This is a genomic window from Paenibacillus sp. AK002, from assembly GCF_053903045.1.
In genome coordinates this window covers 5273583-5295999 of sequence record NZ_CP096377.1, presented here as the reverse complement: position 1 = coordinate 5295999, position 22417 = coordinate 5273583, and the positions used below count along the sequence as shown (strand labels likewise).

Genomic DNA, 22417 nt, shown 5'->3' with positions numbered 1-22417 from the left:
TCAGCACAACCGTAGTATGAATCCGCCATATGCCGCGTCCCGCATCATCGAATTTGATATCGAAACCAACTGTTAAAACCATGTGATGTATGTTATATTTTGGATAATTTCGGTTGACGTTCGATGAAGAAGGACTTTGCGCTGCATATTAAGCAGGACGAGAACGGGAAGTACAAATTCATTGACATGTCATTTGAGAAGCGGATTTATTTCCCTGATATGTAAAAACGGAGGTGTCCGATATGGATTTGAACAATGACGCTAAAGAAATGGCTCCTGCTGCTGAAGAAAATCAGCAAAAAGAAAAAGAACGACGCCCGATGTCGACCAGCAGCGGGCTCCTGGAATCGGCCATCGACAAGTTTGCCAGAGAAGGCGGCTTTGACGACTTGCCGTTGAAGGGAAAGCCGATCAAGATCGAGGACGGCGATGTGCTAACCAGTATCATGAAGAACGCGAATTACCAGCCGGCCTGGGTGGAGCTGAGAAAAGAAATCGCCGCCGACATCAAGCGTCTTCTTGACCTTCAGGACCCGAATGCGATTCCCGAGGCCGAGGTAGAGGCCATCAACCAGAAAATTATGAAGTATAACCGGATCGTTCCGAATCCGCAGCTGCAAAAAGGACTCCTGTCCGGGAGCAACTTGCACGCAGCCTACGATAAGTGGGAGTAGAGAATATCTTGAATGTGCTCCCCGTTACCGTCCGGGTGAACAAGCGAAAGAGACTCTGAAGCTATCCGCTTTAGGGTCTCTTTTGAATAGGGTCCATTTCTCGATTTGGGCCAAGCTCGAACAATCAGGGAAGCGGGGGCCAGTACTTACTTCCTGCCGATGCGCCAAGCATCCAATTGCTTCTGCACCTCTTGGATCACGTCATTCATGCCTGCTAGCTTCAGCTCCTCGTTAAACTTGGGGAGGATCGTATCGACATCCACGGAGCCTGTCATGAGGCTTGGGTAATATTTATGCCAGACCATCTCGATGTTATCGGTTTGAGCGGTCAGCGCGGATAGATCCGGCGTAAATCCAAGCACGGTGGAATTGACGACTCCGGCGTTGTATTGACGGAATTGCTCCCATTTGTCGAGCGGGTCCGGATTATCGCCGCCCATGGTTTTCAGGATAAACCAATTCCCCTGCGTGTACTGCACGCCTGAATAGCTGCTTGCAGGCGCATCCGGGATCGGTTCGCCCTGGCTGTCTTTGTCTGTTTTCGGAACGACCTGCCCCTGTTCGTCCAAAGTGTAGTGGATGCCCTCTATCCCATAATTGAATAAATTCCGTATCTCTGGGTCCGTATTAAGCAAATTCAGAAACTTAATGCATTCTACGGGATGCTTGGTATTGGCATTAACGGTCATGATGCCTCCCCGGACGGATTCCGTAGTTACGGTGCTGGGGGTTACGGGATTCGCTACCACCTTATAACCGCGATCCTTGCTCCAAGTCGTCTCCGAGAGCGGACCCCCGCCGGAGGACTTCCAGAACACCTTGGCGCCTCGTTTGAGTCCTCCCGGCTCGCGCAGCGCCGCGTCCTTATTGATGAAGCCTTGCTTATAATAACGCCGCAGCGTATCGAGAACCTGCCGGGCTTCCTTGGTTTCGAAGATATTCACCACCGGTGCGTCCGGGTCGAGCGATTTGATCATCAAGGGCACTTTATGGTTCATGATGTATTCGTATCCGTAGAGAGCGAAGAAATTATGGGAATCCCGATCCAACTCCATAGGAATGTAATCCGGCTCTTTCTGCTGAATCATCCGGAGGAGCGGCTCAAGCGATTCCAGCGTATTGTACTTGGTGATGTCGATATGGTGTTTGTCCACGATCGAGGCGGGGTACATCCACTGATCGCGTACGGCTAACTCCTTATTGGTAGGGACGCCGTAAATGCTGCCGTCGTTCATGCGGACCCCCTGCCAAAAGGTGGGATCGATGGCCTCGTACATATCCTTGCCCAGGCCGGCCAGGTGGTCATCAAGCCTCAGCCAGGCTCCGCGCATCGCGGTGGTTGCATAGTCGGGCGCAAAAGCAATGTCGAACGGGCTTCCGGCGGATATCAGCGTGTTCAGCCGATCTTCATACTCCTGCCAGCTTACCTTGATATAGGTGATCGTCACGCCGATCTTGCGAGCCATGATTTCATTGATTTTATCATTGACGAGGCGAAGATCCTTGTCGGGCTCACCGATCGTATAATAGATCAGGTTGACCGTGTCGCCGACATGCGGTTCGTCGTCAAAACCAGGCTGTCCGAAGCAGCCGGTTGTATAGAATGTGAACAGCAGCAGCAGGCTGATCATCATTATAGACCGTAAGCTTCTAGCGTATTTAACCATCGATGTCCTCCTTTCCGCCACGTATGCGTTACCCTTTTCCCCGCAGTTCAGAAGGAGATTTCCCGAAAAAGCTGTGAAAGTGCGTATAAAAATAATTGAGATTGTTGTAACCCACGGAAAACGCGATATAGGAAATTTTCTCATCCGTCGATTGAATTCTCTCCTGTGCCAAAAGCATGCGGTAAGCCATCAGGTATTCGGAAAACTTCATCGCGGTTTCTTTGAGAAACAATTGTCCGAGGTAGGTGCTGTTCATCTGGAAACGCTCCGCCACGGATTTCAAGGTGATGTTCTGTGCATACTCCGTCCTGATCATCAGCAGAATCCGGTTCACCAGCTTGGATAAGCTGTCATAGCTAACGCCAAGCACCGGATCCTGGTTCAAGCTTTCGCCGTTTCGGTCACCTATCGAACCGCCCAGATCCTCGACGATGATCTTCTCGATCACTTGCTGCAGCTTGGTACGTTCAACCGGCTTGAGCAGATAGTCTTTGACGCCGCACCGAATGGCTTCCTGGGCATACTTGAATTCGCTGTAGCCGCTCATGATGATGTATTTCGTAGGGATTTGAAATTCGTTGAGTCTCTGGATCGCTTCATATCCAAGCTCCTTGCCGATGCAGACATCGAAAATGGCGACGTCCGGCAGCAGGTCCACCACCTTGGACATCGCTTCCCCCGTGGATTCACAGGTTTCGATCCGTCCAAATCCGTATTGCTTCCAATCCAGGATTCGCTTCATTCCCTCCAAAATCTGAGGTTCGTCATCCACAATCATCAGTTTGTACATGTTCAATCACCTCTTTTGAAATCCGCACGGAAATCTTGACTCCAGCTTCCTCATTATTCTCAATCTCGATCGAAAGGCCGTTTCCATAAAAGAAATGAAGGCGCGTATATACGTTGCGCAGTCCGATACTATGGGAAGAAGTTTCATCATGGTTGGACAGCGTGCTGCGAACGATATCCAAACGCTCCGGCGGAATCCCGCTTCCGTTGTCCACGAATTCCAGCACATAAGCATCATTCGCTTCAAATCCGTTGACGACATACAGATTAAACTCATGATTCGCGTTAAAGCCATGAATGAAAAAATTCTCGGCCAGGGGCTGCATCCAGAATTTCACGGTAGGGATCGAGTGCAGCGCCGGCTCAACATTGATTTGATAATAAAAACGCTCGGGATACTTGAACTCCATAATCTCCAAGTACTTCTGAAGCAATTCCAGCTCGCTAGCAATCGATATGATATTTTCCTTTTTGACGATTTCACGATAGAGCGTGCCTAACGTAGCAATGGCGTCGGCGGTGTCTCGGTCCTGATTCACTAGCGCCGTGGAGCGGATAACCTCCAGCGTATTGTATAAAAAATGAGGGTTGATTTGATGTTGAAGCGCTTTCATTTCGGTTTCCTGCTGCTTGATTTTGAGCAGATATTCATTGCGGATGTGCTTGTCCAGCTGCTGAATCATATCGTCCAATTCCCGGGCGATCATGCCGTATTCGTTGCGACGGTACCGGGCGGGGCGGTTCGGCGTAAAATTGGCCATTTTCACCCGTCCGATCGATTGAATGATGCGGCGGAGGAAGAGGGCATCATCCCGCATATTATATGCAATGAGAAGAAGCACGCTGACCATGGCCGTCAATACGATCAGAAAGATGGCGACCAGCATCCCGGCATGCTGACGAATCAGCATGGATAAATCAATGATGCTAATAAATTTGAAATTAAACTTGGTGGACGGAAAGGAAACGAATAAGACATGCTTCCGTACACCCCTCGATATAAAACCATGACTGCGGCCGTCTGCCTCGGCCAGTCGGGACAGCTCCTCCAAGTCCTGGTCCTGCCCATTGCCGATGAGGTAGGTTTCGCCGGTAGCACTGACCGCGGCGGCATTGCCAAACCGGAAATTTCGAATGGATTTAAAGATTTGATCGCTGCTGACCAAAAAGCGCATTTCCCCGAACTCCTGAGCGCCCGGCGTCGGATTTGACAGTTTCTTGCGATAGACGAAGCCCTTCATGATCGTATCGCGGAACGCCTCGTCCGTATTCGGCAGCCCGAAGGTAAAGCTTGTTATCCCGTGCTCATTAAAACGTACGACATTGCCGTAATGGCCGGTATGCAGGCTAATCTGCGTGATTTCGCCCTGCGCCCAGCTGTACAGATAGGTCTTCACATCCTCGGGAAACGAAACCAGCGGCTGGGAGAAATGGCTGTTCTGCAGCCTGCTGGTTAAATAGCCTTCCGCGCTGCTGCTTAGAAAGCTGCGAGCATCGTCCATCAGTCCGGTATTGGAGTAGATGCGCTGCATGTAAGCCTCGATTCGGTCAGCATCATACTGCAGCTCATTCTCCACGCGCGCAAAGGCATTAGCCGCCTCGATGCGGGCATTGCCCACCCATTGATTCAGCAGCATGGCACTGGTCAGCGTACCAAGCGTCAGACCGATGACCACGACGAAGATGACATAGGCAATAAACTTGTGGCGATAGATTTTGATTTGTAAAAATGAGCCCATACGACACCTCAATTGCAGCAGGTCGCTTTAAATATGCGCAGCTTAATCTCAATGTAACACGATTCACGCCAAGCTTCATAGATAGGATGGAAAAAGCATCCCTTAAAAGTGTCCTAATAAGGGATGCGCAGGAATTTACTTGAAGTAATTATTGATCTGCTCTTGGGCCGCTTGCATGATCGTGTCCATGCCGGCCGACTTTAATTCAGCGGTGACTTTCGGTATCACTTTCTCCGGATCGGATGCTCCTGTAATGATTTCATATTTGTATTTATCCCACACGGCCTGGCAGTTCGCCACTTCGGTCTGAAGATCGGTGATGTCCAGCGCAAAGCCGAGGACGGTGGAGGAGCTCGCTGCATCGTTCAGCTTTTTAACCTGCTCCCATTGATCTTCAGGAGCGCCTTTCGTAACCGCCAGATTAAAGAACGTGCCTTGCGTGTAAGCCGCAAGCGGCCAAGTATCGGATGTACGCTCAATCACTTTTTCGCCATCGACGTTGTTGTAATCCACGCCCAACTCGCCGAATGCCAGCATATTGCGAAGTTTAGGATCCGTATTCACCAATTCAAGGTATTTCAAGGCTTCCTTCTTATACTTGGAATTCGCCGAAATCGCGTTCAGCGAGCCTTGAATCGTACTGGTGGTATAGATCGGCCCGTAATGCTGGACCATATCGTACTTCTCGATGGCGTCATTGATCTGCCAGCTGATCTCGGCTCCCGGGAATGCCTGGGCTGCAAAGAACGGTCTGCCTTTGTCGTTCTCCGTCTTCGTCGGCGCATCCGGGTTGATGATGCCATCCTGGTACCATTGATGCAGCAGCTTCAGATTAGCCACAACATCAGGCTGCTCCAGCACGGAGACAACCGTGCGCGATGCGTCGTCCGCTTTGACGCCGATCGGAGGGAAGCCCAGGGTTAAATCGTCATAGTCGTTAAAGAAGCCGTTCAAGCCTTCGCCTTGCGTCATTGGCAGCGGATAGAAGCTTTTGCCTTCGCCGGCCTTCATGTCATGAAGCGGTTTATCCAGGTCCTGCAATGTTTTGATATTGTTGATGTCGATATTGTACTTTTGCACGTACTTATCATCGAATACCCAGTACTGCGTCAGCGCGGAATCCTTGTAAGTCGGAACGGAATAATATTTGCCGCCGATCTTTGTGCCTTCCCATACCTTCTCGGGAATCAGTTTGTATAAGTCCGGCGTTTCGCTCTGAACCAAATCCGTAATATCGGCAAACGCGCCCATAGCTACTTGCTTGCTGTATTTACCGCTGTTCGTGAACATGATGTCGAATGGCTCGCCGGTATTCACGATGGTATTCATTTTGGTGTCCCATTCACCCCAGCTGGCTACCTTGATGTCGACCTTCACGCCAATCTTCTCGGCCGTGTAGGCATTCATGGCATCCACCGCTTTGCTGAAATTGTTAGGCACTTGGCCGCCGATGGTCCACCAGGTCAACGTCGGTACATCCTTGCTTGCCGTTTCGGTGTCATTGGATGTGTCCGGCGTCGTTTGGGATCCGTCTGTCGCAGGTGCAGGCTTCGAGCCGCCGCAGGCTGCCAAAGCAGTCAACATAAGCGTCAGCACGCACAGCGTAGAGATGAACTTTAATGCTCTTTTCATTTCATTTCCCCCTTTTTGAAGTTGAATTACCTAAGTGTGTACAGCGGATATTTATCATAAACCAAGCTTGTCTTGGTTTATTTCGTCATTAGCCCTTCACGGCGCCGACCGTCAATCCGGAAATAAAATATTTCTGGAAGAAAGGGTAGGCGAATGCTACAGGCAGCACGATGAGAATGGCGACCGCCATGCGGGCGGATTCCTTCGGCATCGTTGCGACGAGCATGGCGTAGCTTACGCCCATACTCGCTGCATTCTTCGCGAGTGCGTCCACATTGCTCATTAGGCTGTTGAGCAGCGCTTGCAGGGAATACAGGTTCTGGTTGTCGATATACAGCATCGATTGGAACCAGTCGTTCCAGTAAGCAAAGCAGAGAAACAGTCCGATGGTGGCGATGACCGGCAGCGAGATCGGCATGATGATGGAGAAGAAGATTCGCAGCTGGCTCGCGCCGTCGATTTCGGCCGATTCGATCAGCCCGTCGGGAATCGTGCTTTTGAAAAAGGTTTTGCATATGATGACGTTGAACGATGAAACGGCGAGCGGGAGAATCAGCGCCCAGATGCTATCTTTCAGTCCCAGCAAATTCGTGTTGATGAAGTAACTGGATACCAAGCCGCCGTTGAATACCATCGGAATGAATACCACCCAGGTCAGAAATCCCCTCAGCTTATAGTTGGGGCGAGAGAGAACGTAACCCATGGAGGCGGTCAGCAGCACCCCGAGCACGGTACCGACCACGGTAACGAGGGCGGATACGCCGAGGGCCCGCAGAATCATCGTTCCCTGCTTGATGATGTATACGTAAGCCTCGGCCGACATGGCGACCGGCAGCAGATGATATCCGGTCTCGCGGATGGACTCCTCGCTGGAGAAGGAGATGGACAGGACTACGATTACAGGTATGACGCAGAGCAGCGCCAACAGAATGAAGATCAGGTTGAACAAAAGGTTGACGGCTTTGTTTGTACGGTTAAACTTCTCAAGGCCTGTCTGATAAGTAGATTTCGATGTCATCTTCTTGCCTCCTTACATCATCGCGCTATCGGGATCGATTCGGCGAACGATCCAGTTAGCGGCCAGAATCGTAGCGCATCCCAGAACAGACTGTACGAATGCGGCTGCGGATGCCATGCCTACGGTAGCCGTTTTCAGTTGTTTATACACCATGACATCGATCGTGGTCGCCACGTTGAACAGCGAATTGGAGTCTCGCGTGACCTGATAGAACAAACCGAAATCGGTGTAAAATATGCGCCCTACCGCCAGTATGAACATCATGACGATCACCAGCTTGAGCATGGGCAGCGTAATGAATCTTGTCTGCTGCCAAATGGACGCGCCATCGATGACGGCTGCTTCATAATAGGTGCTGTCTATGCTCGTGATGGTCGCCAGATAGATGACCATGCCATAGCCCAGGCCCTTCCAGACATTCAAGAGAATCAGAAAAAACGGCCAATACTTCGGCTCCATATACCAGTTAATGGGATCGCTGCCCATCGAGACGAGCATTTGATTGACGATCCCTTTATCAAAGCTCAGGAATGCCCAGCCTACGGCGGATACGACGACCCACGACAGGAAATAGGGGAGGAACATCATCGTCTGATAGACTTTGCTGGCTTTGCGGCTGTGGAGGAGGCCGATCATGATCGCGAATAGGACGGGCAGAACGATCCCCAGCACAATAAACACAATGTTGTATCCTATCGTGTTTCGAATAATGATCCAGGCGTCATTCGACTTGAATAGAAATTCGAAGTTTTTGAACCCGATCCAAGGGCTGTTGAACACATTGCTCAAGAACCCGCCGCTAATCTTGAAATTTTTGAAGGCGATAATGATCCCGAACATCGGTAAGAAACTAAACAGGATGTACCAGATCGTGGTTGGCAGCGCCAAGAGGGTCAATTCCGTATCCTGCTTGTGCCAGCGCATTCGTAAGCGCTTTCGTTTTTTGGGTTCGGCTTGAGAGCTCATGTCTGTCACTCCTTACGGTGTAATCTCGCTTGTCGTACACTTGTTGATTTCATTGTATAAGAGGAGGAAACGCTGCTTCCAGATAACAAACTTGATACTATAGTCAACAAACGTTAGGTTCGAAAGACTTGTTAGGACGGACATTTACAGAACATGGTTTTTTATTATAATATTTCAAGGCCTTTCTCTAGGAGATCTTTCGATGTCTGCAAGCAAAACCGTGGGTATAATATAATTGAAATCTCACAGGAATAAGGAGGCTGCACATGAAGGTAGTAATCATTGGCGCAAGCGGCACGATCGGACGAGCAGTCGCTAAAGAATTAGAAAAAAATCACGAAATCGTACATGCCGGGCGAAACGGCTTCGATGCCCAAGTGGATATTACTTCCGTCAACAGCATTAAAGACATGTATAAAAAAATCGGAAAAGTGGATGCGGTCATCAGCGCAACAGGCGGTGCGCATTTTGGTCCTATTGCAGAATTGACGCCGGAGCTAAATGAGATGGGCATTGAAAGCAAACTTAAGGGCCAAATTAATCTAGTCCTTCTAGGACTGGATTATATGAATGACGGAGGAAGCTTTACCTTAACAACCGGAATTATGATGGATGATCCCATTCCTCAAGGCGCATCGGCAGCCATGGCAAATGGCGGTGTCAAGGCATTCGTTAAATCCGCAGCCATTGAAATGCCGAGGGGAATTCGCATAAACAGCGTAAGCCCTAATGTTTTAGTGGAGTCCCTAGATAAATACGGCGAGTTTTTCCCGGGCTTTGAAGCCGTGCCGGCCGCACGTGTAGCGCTAGCGTATAAAAAGAGTGTGGAAGGGGCTCAAACCGGGCAAAACTATGAAGTTTATTAATGAAAAAAGTGCACAAAGTTATAAAAGAGAATCCGGGCTTAATCCGGATTCTTTTTTCTTTCGTCCATCTGCAGCTATCAAACAAAGGGAAAACGAGAGCGTTATATGTAAATATAATCACTTCTATAGGAAAATAATATAACGTGATTTTTATTGACACAATTAAGAAAACTAAACTAACATTAGGATTATTTTCATCAAGAGGGAGGCAGCTATGAGTTTTAAAGAACAGTACGAAGAAATTGCAGGTGTAGGACAGACCATATTCGATAACCCTGAGCTTGGCTACAAGGAATTTAAAACCAATCAAACGGTAGTGGATTTTCTGAAAAAGGTTAATCCGGATATCGAGCTGCAATCATTCAGCACAACCGGCCTTCGGACAACGCTTGGCGGCGGCAAGCCGCTGAACATCGCTTTTATCGCGGAGCTTGATGCGGTATATGCTCCAACCCATTGGCGATCGGACGAGGCAACGGGTGCGGCACACAATTGCGGTCATTATACGCAGGTGGCGATTGCCCTGGCTTTATACAAACATTATTTCGAGTCCAAGGCGTACGACGCTTTGGATTATAGTCTAACGTTTATTTTCATTCCCGCCGAGGAGTATTTGGATCTCGCTTACAGGGACGAGCTGCTCGGAAGCGGCAAGATCTCCTATTACGGAGGAAAACCCGAAGCGATGAAACTCGGCGTGTTCGACGATATCGACATCGGGCTGTGCGTACACGCCATGGGAGGAGAGTTTGCCGAGCGCACGATCGAAATCAACTGCGACCTGGCCGGATTCTTATATAAGCATTACACGTTTACCGGAAAAGCAACCCACGCCGGTTTCGATCCTTTCTCCGCCAAAAATGCCTACAGCATGTCGACCCTGTTCAATGTGGCGTTAGGCCTCAGCAGGCAGCAAATGAAGGACAGCGAGAAGGTCCGCATGAACCCGATCGTCCTGGAGTCCGACATGTCGACCAACGTCATTCCCAACCGGATTACGGTTGGCAGCGATCTGCGCACCCAGTCGGTGGACTACATGAAGGAAGCGGCCTCCAAGATGGATGATGCGGCCAGGGGCAGCGCGCTGGCCCTTCAAGGCGAGGTCGAGATTAAGACGCAGATGGGATATTTGCCGTTCGTTCAGGACCGGTATTTGTCCGAGTTCGTGCTGGAGGCGTTCCAGGATAACGAGGAGATCGCGCGTATTTGGAACAACAACGCCATCAGCGCTGCAGGAGACATTGGGGATTTAGCCTTCATGATGCCCTGCATTCAAATCGGCTACAGCGGCTTTACGGGAACGATCCACGGCGACGATTTCAAGGATATCGATCCGGAATTTATTTATGAAGTGTTCCCGAGATTTTTAACGCAGGTGCTGGAGCGCATGAGCGGACGTATCGACCGCTCGAAGCTCTACCGCCGCACATTCGCCGAATACGAGCAGCTCCTTGCGTCGATCGTTGGCTCCCATTAAGAAAGAAAAAAAGAAAAGAGGACATCATGGCATGAAGTTAAAACTACAGTATCTCTATTTGCTTGCATTCGTGCTCATTGTTATAGCGGTTGCCGAATTTATCGGCATTCAGTCCATCAAGGTCGGCTCCGTGAAAATAAGCCTGCTTCCACTCGTATTCGCCATTTTGATCACGATGGTGCTCGGCTTGTCGATATTCCGTAAAGGCTTGATGAAGAAAATTTACAGCAAGGAAAACGTCGGTTTCTCCAGCAAGTATCTGATCTTTATTATGCTGCCGCTTATGGCGAGATACGGAGCCGACGTTGCTCCTAGATTAGAAGAAATCTTAAAAGTAGGCTGGGTATTCATCATTCAGGAAATCGGCAACCTGGGGACGATTGTGCTCGGACTTCCCATCGCCATCCTGCTCGGCCTGAGAAGGGAAGCCATCGGCGCTACGCTTGGCCTTGGAAGGGAAGGGGAACTCGCTTACATCTCCGAGAAGTATACGCTCGACTCCGACGAAGGCCGCGGGGTACTGTCCCTCTATATTATCGGTACCCTATTCGGCACGCTGTTCTTCAGCATTCTGGCGCCGGTCATGGTTGCCGCCGGCTTCTCGATCGAAGCGCTGGCGATGTCCTCCGGGGTCGGTTCCGCCAGCATGATGACAGGCTCTTCTTCCGCGTTAATCGCGCATTCTCCTGAAATGACGGAGACCATTAACGGATACGCTGCTGCGAGCCAGCTGCTTACCAGCTTTCTCGGAACGTATACGATGGTATTTCTCGCGGTCCCGCTGCAGCGGTTTATGTACAAATTAATGGTCAGAGGTGAAAAGAAATGAGCACCGGTTTGAATAAATACGCAAAATATGCCCTCGTCCTGCTGCTTAGCGTCGGTCTTATTTTATTTACGGAGCAAATGAAGTTCATCAAAAACGGCGAAGGCCATATTACGATAGGGACGATAGCCGGCTTATCCGTGCTTTGGCTTTTTTCCTTCATCGGCGTTCTGATCTCGACGCTCATGAAAAAGGTTCCGCTGAAATTCCTGCAGGAATTCCCGGTTCTCGGCTGGGTATCGATCGTTTCGCTGATCTGCTGCCTGATTTCGGATGTGTTTGTGGACGCCATTGCCAACGTCAACTTTTTGTCCATCACCACTCCGATTTTGGCGTTCGCCGGCATTTCCGTAGCCGACAGGCTGGTTGATCTTCGCAAAACCTCCTGGCGCGTCGCGATCGTTGCGGTGTTCGTGTTCACGGGCACGTACGTGGGAAGTGCGCTGCTGTCAGAGCTCGGCCTTTATTTGTCCGGTAAGTAAAATATGGAACAAAGCCAAGAAGGTAAAAAAGATGACCTCCGAAAAACGGAGGTCATCTTTTTCTCGTTCAACAGCGAAACCGATAGCTTTCGCCTCGTTTGGTAAATGGCTCATTAGTCTGCCGCAGCCGTTTCTCGTTGACTTTCCTCAAGAATCCGTCACCAGCACTCGCAAGGAGGTGCGGTCAAGGGCTCGCGAAGCCAACCAGCAGCCGCTGACGGCAATAGTAAGAGCGATCAGCGTCAGGACAATCGCCAGCGGCCACTCCATGACCAGCGGCACCTTGACGATGCCGTAGGCAGACAGCAAGCCGCGCAGTACGGCTGGCAGCGCGTAGACTCCGCATACCATGCCAACCAGCGTACCGAGGGCAGCCACTCCGGCAATGCCGCTTGTCAACGCGCGGCGGATGTCTGATGCCGTCAGGCCGAGCGAAGCGTAAATGCCGTAGGTTTTCGTTTCCTTGCGAATATGCAGGCGGCACGTACTATAGACGATCAGGCAAGTGACGGTGAGGAACAGAAGGGCCAGCAAACTCATCGGAATGAGCAGCACGGCAGTGGCCTCCTTGAATACGGAATCCAGGAGCACTTCCTGCTTGAGGGCCTGGATCACCGGACCATAGCGTTGATTCAGCTGTCGCACGAACTCATCGCTATCCGCTTGGTTCCGAAGTTGAACAAACCCGGCGTCCGGATGGATCTGTCCGACAAGATCCGATGTGATCCGAGCGATATTCGACAGGTTGGAAATGGACTGAAACGTGCCGGTGATCAGCAGCTGATGCGGTTTTCCTTCGATGTAGATCGTGACGGCATCGCCAATATCTTTATTCAATTTGCGTGCAATGTTGACTCCGATCGTGATTTCGTTAGGCAGCACGGGGTTCCGGCCTGTCAGCGAGGCCAATCCCATCTCGTCCATGCTGCCTTCCACCACGGTCAGCGGGAGGCTGAACGTCGGTTGAGTGCCATCTGCTTGCGCAACAACTCCAATAGCCGAGCCGGACCAATTCAGGCTGAGGACCCGGGGATCCTTCTCGATATAAGATTGCAATTCTGTACGATCCATTCCGTCAGCGTTGATCACCATGATGGCGATATCCGCATCGTCGTAGCCCCACTGGGCGGAGGTTTCGCTGATGCGATAGACGCTCGTTACCAGCAGGGTGCCAAAGACGAGCACCGCCGCGGTAATGCTCATCAACAGAAAGACCAGCGCCGCCCCTTTTTTGTTGCCGGTCACATGCTTCCATCCGATGACGGCGGGTACGGACCATCGGTCCAGCAGCCTTGTGCCGGTTCCATGTCGATGTGCATGGGTATGCGAAGACTCCGACATGCCATAGCGGATCGCCTGAATCGGCTCGATATGGCGCGTTTTGGCTGCATAGAGGACGACGCACAAGAGGATGATGATCAGCATGCCGATGCCGGTCCAGATTGCGACTCCCAGCGCCTGCACGGAAACTGGCGCTGCCTCGGATTTAAGGAAGGATAAGGAATTCTGAATGATGACATCCGACAGCAGACGGCTGCCGATCAGGGCAGGGATCAAGGCGATAACCGTCAACAAGCCGTACTGCAGCATATAGGTGACGATGATGCGTTCGGAGGTCATGCCGATGGATTTGAGAATGCCGATCGTGCGGTAATTGGCCAGGATCGTGTCCGTGATCGTAAAGCCGATCGTAAGCAAGGCGACAGCAATCATGACCAGTCCGAGGAAACTCATGACGAAGCCGATCACTTTGTTCATGATAAAGTAAAAGGCGGACAGCTCGGCAAACGAAACGCGTTCTTCCAAAAACGGCGATCCGAGCGCCTGCTCAAAGCGCTGCCAGTACTCCCCGCTTTGTTCGGGATGCGCATAGCGAAGCGACACCAGGTACTGCTCCGGCGTGGACAAGCCGCCCATGGTCGAAAGGTAGTCCGCTTCGTTCATCCAGATGCGGGCAGTGGTGGTGAAGGGGCCGCCATGTGACAGGTCAATAACGATAGCGCCGATCGTGAATTGTACCGGGGCAGCCCCGGCCGTGAACACCAGTTCATCGCCGACTTCCATGTCGTATTTGTAGGCGAGCGAGGTGGGTACCCAGACGGTTCCGGCTTCCGGAACGGTCAGTTGAGCCGGTCCGGCGCCGGGGAGCGGATTATTGACCCCATGCGGCATCGGAGGCGTATCGATCATATACAGATAAAGATTGGGCAGTTCTTGCCCGTTATAGACCAAGCCGGTCCAAGGCTTGTAAGGAATAAGGCTGGAGGCGGTCACGCCCTCCTGGGTTGACCACCAATCGGCAACCATGCGTTCATCATGCAGCCCGCGGGTCATATTTATGATTTCATGGGCACCTTGAGCAGCCGTATGGCGCTCTTCGAATACATTTTCCGTATTCATCAAGACCGTGAAAGCGGCGCTGACTAATAGAGCAGATAGCGCAATGAGCAATGCGATCAGCGCGTTTTGCAATTTTCGTTTGCGAATGTTCCCCCAGCACAGCGTCAATATGGCACGCATCTTGGACTACCTCCTCCCGGTGACATAAGCAAAGATCATCGCTTCCCGCTCGGAGGCCAACTCCGGGACGTAGGGTCCCATATCCAGCGTGCCGCCGATCTTGCCATCGCGAATGTAGATCAGGCGATTGCCGCGGCAGGCTGCCTTCATATCGTGGGTGACCATGACAATCGATTGGCCCTCCGCATTCATCCGGCTCAGGATATCGAGCACCGTAACACCTTGTTCGTAGTTGAGGCTGCCGGTGGGTTCATCGGCAAAAATCATATCCGGATTGTTGATGAGCGCCCTGGCGATGGCGGCCCGCTGCTGCTGGCCTCCGGACACCTGGGAAGGCAGCCGGGTGCCTTGTTTTTCGAGCTGCAGGCTTGTCATCAGGTCATTGGCCCTTTGTTTTACGGCTTCTTTATCCCGATTGGCGATATAACCAGGAAGAGCGACGTTATCGAACAGCGTCAAATCCGGCACGAGATTACTGTTTTGATAGATAAAACCGATCTGATCTGCTCGAAAACGCGCAAGCTCCTTAGCCGAAAATTGATCGAGGCGCTGTCCCTTAAGGTGGACTTCACCGGCCGTCACGGCGTCAAGTCCGCTAAGCAAGTAAAGCAAGGTCGACTTTCCGGACCCGGAATCTCCCATGATCACAGTAAAGTCGCCGGCATATATCGACAGATCGACATTGCGCACGGCATGGTACTGCTCTTTGCCGGTGGTATAGGTTTTGCATAAATTGGAAGCTTGCAGCATGATGGTTTTGTTTGTAGGCATGACAGGGTCTCCTCTCTTCTCATGCTTCCAAATTATAGAGGACGATTCTTGCGCATTCCTTATCAAATTATTAATAAAGTATGACAGGGGTCAGCTTAGCGGCAGAGTCAAGCAGAAGGTCGTTCCCTGCTGCTGTTTGCTGTGAAACGTGATCGTGCCGCCATGCGCTTCCATAATATATTTGCAAATCGACAAACCGAGTCCAACCCCGTGCCGCTCGGCCAGTTTCTTGCGGTCCGGGACACCGCCTTGGTAATACCGTTCAAAAATAAACGGCATGTCCTGCGGGGAAATACCGCTGCCCGTATCGGAAATTATGATCCGTAAACTGGATGATTCGGCCAACTCCTCAACGGCGAGCGTAATCGTATCCCCGGGCTTGGTATGCTTCAGGGCATTCGTGACGAGATTGGCGATGACCTGCTCGAAGCGCACAGCATCGATGATAACAAGCACGTTCGGAATGGAAGAAGGCTCCGCGCAGCGCACTCCCATCGTACGTATGTAGTGCGCCATGGTTCGCAACACAGGTTCAATCGTAGAAGAACTGTATTGCTCCAGCGGACGCACCGCAATTTGGTCCAGATCACGCAGCGCGTGCAGCAGCAAATCGTCTACAAGCACAGCCATCTTGCTTGTATTGGCATGCACCACCTCCAGGTAAGCCATCACACTCGGCAGATCGGGGCAGATGCCTTCACGAATCGCATCGATGTAGGCTTTGATGGTCGCCAGCGGGGTTTTTAAATCATGGGACAGATTGGAAATGAGTTCCTTGTGCGACTGGCTGTGCGAGGCTTGCTGCATATGTAAATTGCGAATTTCTTCACGCATGAGATCAAATACGGCATAGAGTTCGCCGACCTCGTTATTGCTTGCCCATTCGGCGCGCTGCTCGTAATCGCCCTTCAGGATGGCTTCCGCATAGGGCTTGAGCCCGGCAACAGGCTCAACCAGATCCCGCTGCACCCGGCGTCCGGTGGAGAAGAGTATATAAAGCAGCGTCAGGAGCGCCAAGGAAAGCAAGGTCCATGGCACAACGAGAAGCAAGCCGGAAGAAGGGGTGGCCGCGGTCGCTGCAGATGCAGGGACCGTAAACTGCGCATAGCCTGCGAAGGCGTTGGTTCCGGCATCCAGCAGCGGAAATGCCAGGTGGTAATCGGGCGGGTCGCCGTCGGACATACGCAGCGTATAGTCCAGTTCAAAGCGAGGATGAATACGGCGTACCGATGAATCATCGCTGTCATATATCATCGTTCCGTCAGGAAGCACGACCTTAAGGCCGATCCTTGTTTCTTGACTCCAGCCGGTTAATTTCTCGCGAATTGGAGCATCGGGAGGGAGCAGTTCGACGAACTCGTTCTCCAACGTATGGACGATCGTATTGGTCAGCAAGCGAATGTGGTTGACGATGGAGGACGAAGCAGGCTGGTTCGAGGGCCAAGCGAGCCAAACGACGGACAGCAAAATGACAAGAAGAGACAGGCAAGCCGTCCAGAGCCTTCTTGCATACCATGGTTTCCAGTGCATAAAAGGCTACTCCGTTTCATCGGGGTCGAATTTATAACCGACACCCCAAACCGTCGTGATATAAGCGGATTTGATACCGCTGCGTTCCAGCTTCTCGCGGAGCCGCCGAATGTAGACCGTGATCGTATTATCCTCGACATAAGCGGAGTACCCCCACACCTGATCCAGCAGCTGCGTTTTGGTAAACACTTGGTTCGGGTTGGATGCGAGAAAATAGAGCAGGTCGAATTCCTTCGCGGATAAAGCAATTTCCCGCTGTCCGGCCATGACCTTGCGGGCGCTTTTATCAATCGATAACGTGCCGAATCGCAATAGCTGTTGTGTTGCTGCCTGGAGTTTCGGGTCGGCCATTCTGCGCAAATGCGCCTGAACCCGGGCGACCAGCTCACTGAGCGAGAAGGGCTTGGTCATATAATCATCGGCGCCGAAACCCAAGGCAAGCACTTTGTCCGTGTCGCTGCTGCGAGCGCTTAAAATAAGTATGGGCGCAGAAGTCAATGTACGAAGCTCACGGCATACTTCAATTCCGTCAGCGTCTGGCAGCGTCAAATCAAGAATGATAAAATCCGGCTGCCGGTTACGGACTCCCTGCAATCCGTCCCTCGCATTCTCCGTGATGAACGTGCTGAATCCCTGGACACGCAAATAATCGTTCACAATGCGCGAGATATCCCGCTCATCTTCAATAATCAGTACCGTTTTAGGAGATTGCATGAAAAAGTCGCCCCTGTTCCGTTTGCTTTAAATAGTGAATCCATTATAGCACGGGTCGGATTTAAGCATAGGGAAGATAAGGAAAATCCCCCTGGATAACCCTGTCGCTATTTTTAAGTTAGCTGAATGCATGCCTACATGTATCTGGAACAAGGAAAACCCCCGGTCTGGAATAAGACCGGGGGTTGAGCGGTTGGATGCTTTGATGATCGACAGCATCCTCCCTATGAAGGAGAGTATTATTACTTCACGTTATCCTTAAGCGTGGAAACCCAAACCTCAACGCCGTCTGAATGACGAGTGGACTGGTGAGAAACCGTTGCTTCCTGAACATCGCCGAACCCCCAATGGGTTTCTGCTACATCAGGGAAGAGCGGCTCCAATCCCGTCAAAGGTCCACGGTATAACGCTTTGTTGATCAACGTGACGGCTTCGACCCGCGTCATGCGGTTGTTAGGCCGGAACGTGTTTCCAGGATAACCGGATAACAAATTGTTGCGATATAATGCCTCAATGGATTCGGCAGCCCAGCTTCCTTCGATGTCCGTAAAATGGCGATTCACGGAAGCCGATGTGTCCAGATCCAGGAAACGGGCCAGCACCGCAGCCAGTTCTCCGCGAGTGACCGGTGCATCCGGACGGAACGTATGGTCTGCGTAACCGTTGAAGTATCCTTGGGATACCGCGATTTGAATGTAATCGGTCGCCCAATGTCCTTTTCGAATATCGTTAAAGCTCGAGTTCGCGTTACCTGTGGTTTTCTCCGAAAGACGAGCAACGATTGCAGCGAGCTCGGCCCGGGTCAAGGTATTGGACGGTTGGAATTTACCGTTAGGGAACCCGAGAATATAACGCTGATGCTGGAGATCGCCGAACCGTTCAGAGAATACTTGAACTTGGACGCTGTTGGATTTTTTGCTGTTTCCTGCCGTAAGCTGTCCGATGATTTCGTATTGAATCTCTTTGGCTGCAATCAGTCCCCACTTGATGTCCAGTTTGAAGCTGCCGGTGCTTCCGGCAGGGAGATGAGCCACATTCCAGGTTACGGTTCTGCCATCAACCTTTCCGCCGTGAGCATTCACGACTTCGGCGCCTTCAGGAAGGGTAACTTGAACCGATGCATCACGTAATGCCGCGTTGGTACGATTAACGTAATCGACGGTAATGGTCGATTGCGTGCCTTCTTGGACTTGCTTCTTGTCCGTGGACAGGTTCAATGTCACTTCGCCCTGCTGACTTGAAGGCGGCGTTGATGGAGAAGAACCCGATCCGGATGAATCCCCGCCATTACCTGAGGACGGCACTGGCTGCATAGCAAAGTCAAATGCGATAATGCTCTGTCCCACATGGATGATCCCGTCTTTGATATAACTGTCGGAACCGTTAACGGCTGGGGCATTCGGTTTGGAAACCCGAGTGTCATAAGTGTAATAGCCGCTTCGTTTCGCGACGATGTAATAATCGCCTTCCGGATATACCATCCATGCATATTCGCCAGCCGCGTCGGAAATCTGCGGATTGGCATTTTGGTTAGGCGCAAACCCAGCCAGTGCAGGCAAGGATACGAGCGTATTCGGCACCCGTCCTTTCTGACGGTTAAGCTCAGTGTCAGCCCAATACAATTGAACGTCTGCGCCGCTAATCACTTTTCCTGTCGATGCATCCGTGATGACGCCGTAAGGATCTATCAGGGAATACACGATCGCAGTCTGTCCGTCTTGGGTCATATCCACGTCCAAGATGGAAGCAGGACCTGCCAATACCGTCCCATCCGCCAGTTCAAGCTGGTAGGATATTTGGTATTTCCCCGGCGGGACTTGATCCAGCGAGAACGTTCCGTCATTGGCGACGGTGAGCGGCTGCTTAAAGCTGCTGCCGTTCAAGCCTTGAAGCAGTGCAACGGCTTTTCCGCTGCCAAGGATATCCCCGATGGTGTCAGGGTTGGATGCTCCGCTGGCGGAAGCAACGAATAATTGACCTCTCAGCAGGTTCGAAGGTTTGATCGTTTGGCCAGGTTGTACTGTACCGATCGTAACCTGTTTGGTTTGCGTCAACGTGACGTCACGCCCTCCGATTTGAACCGGAGTTTCGATATTCAACTCGTAGGTATAGTTTCCGCGCGGAACCGGTATCTGGTAGGAGCCGTCCTCGCCGGTCGTTAACTCAGCCGAGAAATCAGGAATTCCGTCGTTGTTGAAATCGGATTCCACGGTAATTTTTGCGCCTGCTACCGGTTTGCCGGTGATTTGATCCACAACGATGCCGTCAATGGCGGCAGGGAAGTAATGTACGCCCTTGCTTGCTTGAACGGTTGTGCCTGTGCCGGGATCCTGTATCTCCGCCACCACGATGTCGTATAACGGCGTCGTGTCCGTTAAAACCGAAGGTTCGTATGTCCATACGGCAATCCCTTCTTCATTGGTGGTCACCGTCTTGGTTTTTCCGGAATCATATGTGATGACCACGGGCACTCCAGGAACCGGGTTGCCATTGGAATCGGTAGCCTTAGCGGTAACCGTGACCGGAGACTTCCCGTCAGCCAATACGCCTTCAGGGGTCACCGTTACATCCAGGTTGTAAGATAATGCCTGATCATGAACATGGACGGTTTGCGTGACGGATTTTCCGTCATGCGTAGCCGTGATGATGGCCGTGCCTGGTGCTACGGCGGTAACGACGCCATTAGCATCGACCGTGGCCACCTTATCATCGGAAGATGTATATGTGGCTTTGCCTGTTACATCCTGAATGCTTTCATCCAAGGAAACCGCCGTTACCTTAGGCGTGTGCTGATCACCGGTCTGCAGCGTGACGCTTGCCGGATCGATCAACAGATCGCGCAGGCCGGAGGCCGGCGTGGTTATTTCCACGGACGGCGAAGCAGGGGATTCAATGCCGTTGCTGACGGCTTTGATGACATAGCTTTGCTTCGTTTCCGGCTTCAGGCCGGACAACACATAGCTAGTGCCTGTCACTCCGTCGGCGATCAGCTGTCCGTTGGCATCATAGATGTTGTACGTTTGAGCGCCCGGGACGGCGTTCCACAATAACTCGGCATTGGTCGCATTCACTTGCCCAATCTTTAGCGCCGGAGCATCGATGCTTACTTTAACAATGGATTGAGTGGTCTTACCGTTATATACGGCCTCGATTACGGTGGTGCCCGCACCTATTGCCGTCAGTAAACCGTCTTCGCTTATCGTAGCTACGAGTGGATTTTTAACGGTAAACTCCGTTACCTCCAGGGTAACGTCTCTACTACCGGTCTCATAAACAGACGTGACCACCGTAGGATGCGTGTAGTTTTGTGCAAGAGGGCTCGTATTAAGATTGTATTCCGGCTTATCAAAGTAGAGCCCTAAAGTAACTGGATTAGATGGAAGGGTCTCGATCGTACCGGCCGGTCCAGATATAACCGCAGTTACTGTGTATTGTGAGATCTCATCCAGATCTGCCCCCGTCAAGGTATACGAGGGAACACGGATATTCGTGTCGAGCAGGACACCGTCCTTATAAAGACTATAATAAGTAGCTCCTGTTACAGTGTTCCACGACAGCTCATTCGCTGTTGCAGGTGTATTACCTGATGAAAGGACCGGAGCCTTCGGAACCGTAGCGTAAGCTCCACCTACCGTCACAACCTTTATCTCTCCCGATGGAGGATTATCGCCAAAATCCAGAATGGCCGTAGCTTGTCCCTGGCTATTGGTCGATTGGGATGGAGAAGTCCAAACTCCTTCCTCGGAATAGAAGGTAATCGGGGCTCCCTCCACGGGATCGCCGTTTACATCAAGCGCGGTTCCTATCACTTCATACTTTCCAGGCTCAGAGGTAGGAACGACTTCAATTCTGACGTCGGTTGGAGCTTGTTTGTAGACATAGCCTGTATTTGCCGTATCGATCGGCTCGAATTCGTTCGTGAAATACCATCCAAGGATATCATGGGTTTCCATCGAGCCGCCGGTGGCGGAGGTGAATCCGGCATAAACGCCGGGATATCCGGCAAAGATTTCGTCCAAGTCAATGTTGCTTGTTTCCAGAACGGGAGTTGTCGGACGCGTAGCATCTTTGCTGAGGTAAACCTTAACGACCTTGGTCTGTCCATCGTAGTCGATCCAGGAGTATAGATCTTCTCCTCCTGACAGCGTAATGCCATTGAGGTTCGTTGTATACCAATCCGGGTTGGTATTGTTCACACTACCGTTTTTTGCAAGTCCGATGTAGTTAGCGGATGGATCATTGACCGGGCTCGGGTTTTGATACGTATCATACTTCACCGCAAAGCTGGGTTTGATCCCCCCATAGCCAATGCCCACACCGACTTCGCCCGCACTGTTGGATTGGGCCTGAATGGTAAAGGTAATGCCGTCGGCAGGAGAGTTGGTACGATTGTCCCCGTTCAGGCGGAACTTGAAAAAAGTGCTGAAGGAATAGTTGTTCCCTGCCGCGATCAGCTTTTTGTTAAAAGCCGTACCGAACCGGTTTCCTTGTGCCTCGGTCAGACGCAGGATATCGCGACCTTTACTGTCTTGCATCACTTTGGCCTGGCCGTTCAGCGAGAATAATCCGACCTGTTTGGGATTACTGAAATCATCAAGTTTATAGGTGACCCATTTGTCCTCGGGTGCCGCCGCCGCAGAGGCCGGTGCCGTCAAAGGCTGAAACGTGGCAACGAGCATACAGATCACCATAAACAAGGATCCGAATTTTCCGGATTTTTTCATGAAATTGATCATCCTCCTTCTT

General features: G+C 51.4%; 16 protein-coding genes. 5 read left to right on the top strand and 11 right to left on the bottom strand.

Annotated features, from left to right (window positions below; translation table 11 throughout):
- Window positions 1-242: 242 nt before the first annotated feature.
- The gene (locus M1D70_RS23600) at window positions 243-674 is read left to right on the top strand and encodes a DnaJ family domain-containing protein (RefSeq protein ID WP_456288123.1); all 432 of its coding nucleotides are present in this window, start codon (window positions 243-245) and stop codon (window positions 672-674) included.
- Between the two features lie 146 nt (window positions 675-820).
- Here M1D70_RS23600 and M1D70_RS23595 read toward each other — a convergent pair whose 3' ends face one another.
- From M1D70_RS23595 to M1D70_RS23570, 6 genes are all read right to left on the bottom strand, one after another.
- Window positions 821-2308 carry an ABC transporter substrate-binding protein gene (locus M1D70_RS23595; protein WP_456288122.1) on the bottom strand — a complete coding sequence of 496 codons (1488 nt, stop codon included), beginning with the start codon at window positions 2306-2308 and terminating at the stop codon, window positions 821-823.
- A gap of 61 nt (window positions 2309-2369) precedes the next feature.
- On the bottom strand, window positions 2370-3131 hold the full coding sequence (locus M1D70_RS23590) for a response regulator transcription factor (protein ID WP_192570908.1): 762 nt from the start codon (window positions 3129-3131) through the stop codon (window positions 2370-2372).
- A complete protein-coding gene (locus M1D70_RS23585) occupies window positions 3106-4869 on the bottom strand; it encodes a sensor histidine kinase (protein ID WP_456288121.1) in 1764 nt (587 codons plus the stop codon). Before M1D70_RS23585 ends, M1D70_RS23590 begins: the two co-directional genes overlap by 26 nt.
- Before the next feature lie 135 nt (window positions 4870-5004).
- The gene (locus tag M1D70_RS23580) at window positions 5005-6501 is read right to left on the bottom strand and encodes an ABC transporter substrate-binding protein (protein WP_456288120.1); all 1497 of its coding nucleotides are present in this window, start codon (window positions 6499-6501) and stop codon (window positions 5005-5007) included.
- 88 nt (window positions 6502-6589) lie between these two features.
- The gene (locus tag M1D70_RS23575) at window positions 6590-7519 is read right to left on the bottom strand and encodes a carbohydrate ABC transporter permease (RefSeq protein ID WP_009593207.1); all 930 of its coding nucleotides are present in this window, start codon (window positions 7517-7519) and stop codon (window positions 6590-6592) included.
- 12 nt (window positions 7520-7531) lie between these two features.
- Complete coding sequence (locus M1D70_RS23570) at window positions 7532-8485, bottom strand: ABC transporter permease (RefSeq protein ID WP_015736876.1); 954 nt, start codon at window positions 8483-8485, stop codon at window positions 7532-7534.
- Between the two features lie 266 nt (window positions 8486-8751).
- Between M1D70_RS23570 and M1D70_RS23565 the strand changes: the two genes are divergently transcribed.
- The 4 genes from M1D70_RS23565 to M1D70_RS23550 all read left to right on the top strand — a co-directional run bounded on the left by M1D70_RS23565 (window position 8752) and on the right by M1D70_RS23550 (window position 12136).
- The gene (locus M1D70_RS23565) at window positions 8752-9351 is read left to right on the top strand and encodes a short chain dehydrogenase (protein WP_456288119.1); all 600 of its coding nucleotides are present in this window, start codon (window positions 8752-8754) and stop codon (window positions 9349-9351) included.
- A gap of 214 nt (window positions 9352-9565) precedes the next feature.
- Window positions 9566-10828 (top strand): M20 family metallopeptidase, encoded by a 1263-nt coding sequence (locus tag M1D70_RS23560; protein ID WP_009593199.1) that lies wholly within the window; start codon window positions 9566-9568, stop codon window positions 10826-10828.
- 31 nt (window positions 10829-10859) lie between these two features.
- Window positions 10860-11657, top strand: coding sequence for a DUF3100 domain-containing protein (locus M1D70_RS23555; protein WP_009593281.1), 798 nt, complete (start codon window positions 10860-10862; stop codon window positions 11655-11657).
- Complete coding sequence (locus M1D70_RS23550; RefSeq protein WP_009593297.1) at window positions 11654-12136, top strand: hypothetical protein; 483 nt, start codon at window positions 11654-11656, stop codon at window positions 12134-12136. The genes M1D70_RS23555 and M1D70_RS23550 overlap by 4 nt, the downstream gene beginning before the upstream one ends.
- Window positions 12137-12283: 147 nt before the next feature.
- Here the strand turns inward: M1D70_RS23550 and M1D70_RS23545 are convergent, their stop codons facing one another.
- The 5 genes from M1D70_RS23545 to M1D70_RS23525 form a co-directional block, all read right to left on the bottom strand.
- Window positions 12284-14656 carry an ABC transporter permease gene (locus M1D70_RS23545; RefSeq protein ID WP_456288118.1) on the bottom strand — a complete coding sequence of 791 codons (2373 nt, stop codon included), beginning with the start codon at window positions 14654-14656 and terminating at the stop codon, window positions 12284-12286.
- A gap of 6 nt (window positions 14657-14662) precedes the next feature.
- Window positions 14663-15427 carry an ABC transporter ATP-binding protein gene (locus M1D70_RS23540; RefSeq protein WP_456288117.1) on the bottom strand — a complete coding sequence of 255 codons (765 nt, stop codon included), beginning with the start codon at window positions 15425-15427 and terminating at the stop codon, window positions 14663-14665.
- Window positions 15428-15517: 90 nt separating this feature from the next.
- Window positions 15518-16957 carry a HAMP domain-containing sensor histidine kinase gene (locus tag M1D70_RS23535; RefSeq protein WP_456288116.1) on the bottom strand — a complete coding sequence of 480 codons (1440 nt, stop codon included), beginning with the start codon at window positions 16955-16957 and terminating at the stop codon, window positions 15518-15520.
- 6 nt (window positions 16958-16963) lie between these two features.
- Window positions 16964-17671 carry a response regulator transcription factor gene (locus M1D70_RS23530; protein ID WP_009593270.1) on the bottom strand — a complete coding sequence of 236 codons (708 nt, stop codon included), beginning with the start codon at window positions 17669-17671 and terminating at the stop codon, window positions 16964-16966.
- Window positions 17672-17913: 242 nt separating this feature from the next.
- Window positions 17914-22395 carry an S-layer homology domain-containing protein gene (locus M1D70_RS23525; RefSeq protein ID WP_456288115.1) on the bottom strand — a complete coding sequence of 1494 codons (4482 nt, stop codon included), beginning with the start codon at window positions 22393-22395 and terminating at the stop codon, window positions 17914-17916.
- Between the last annotated feature and the right edge of the window lie 22 nt (window positions 22396-22417).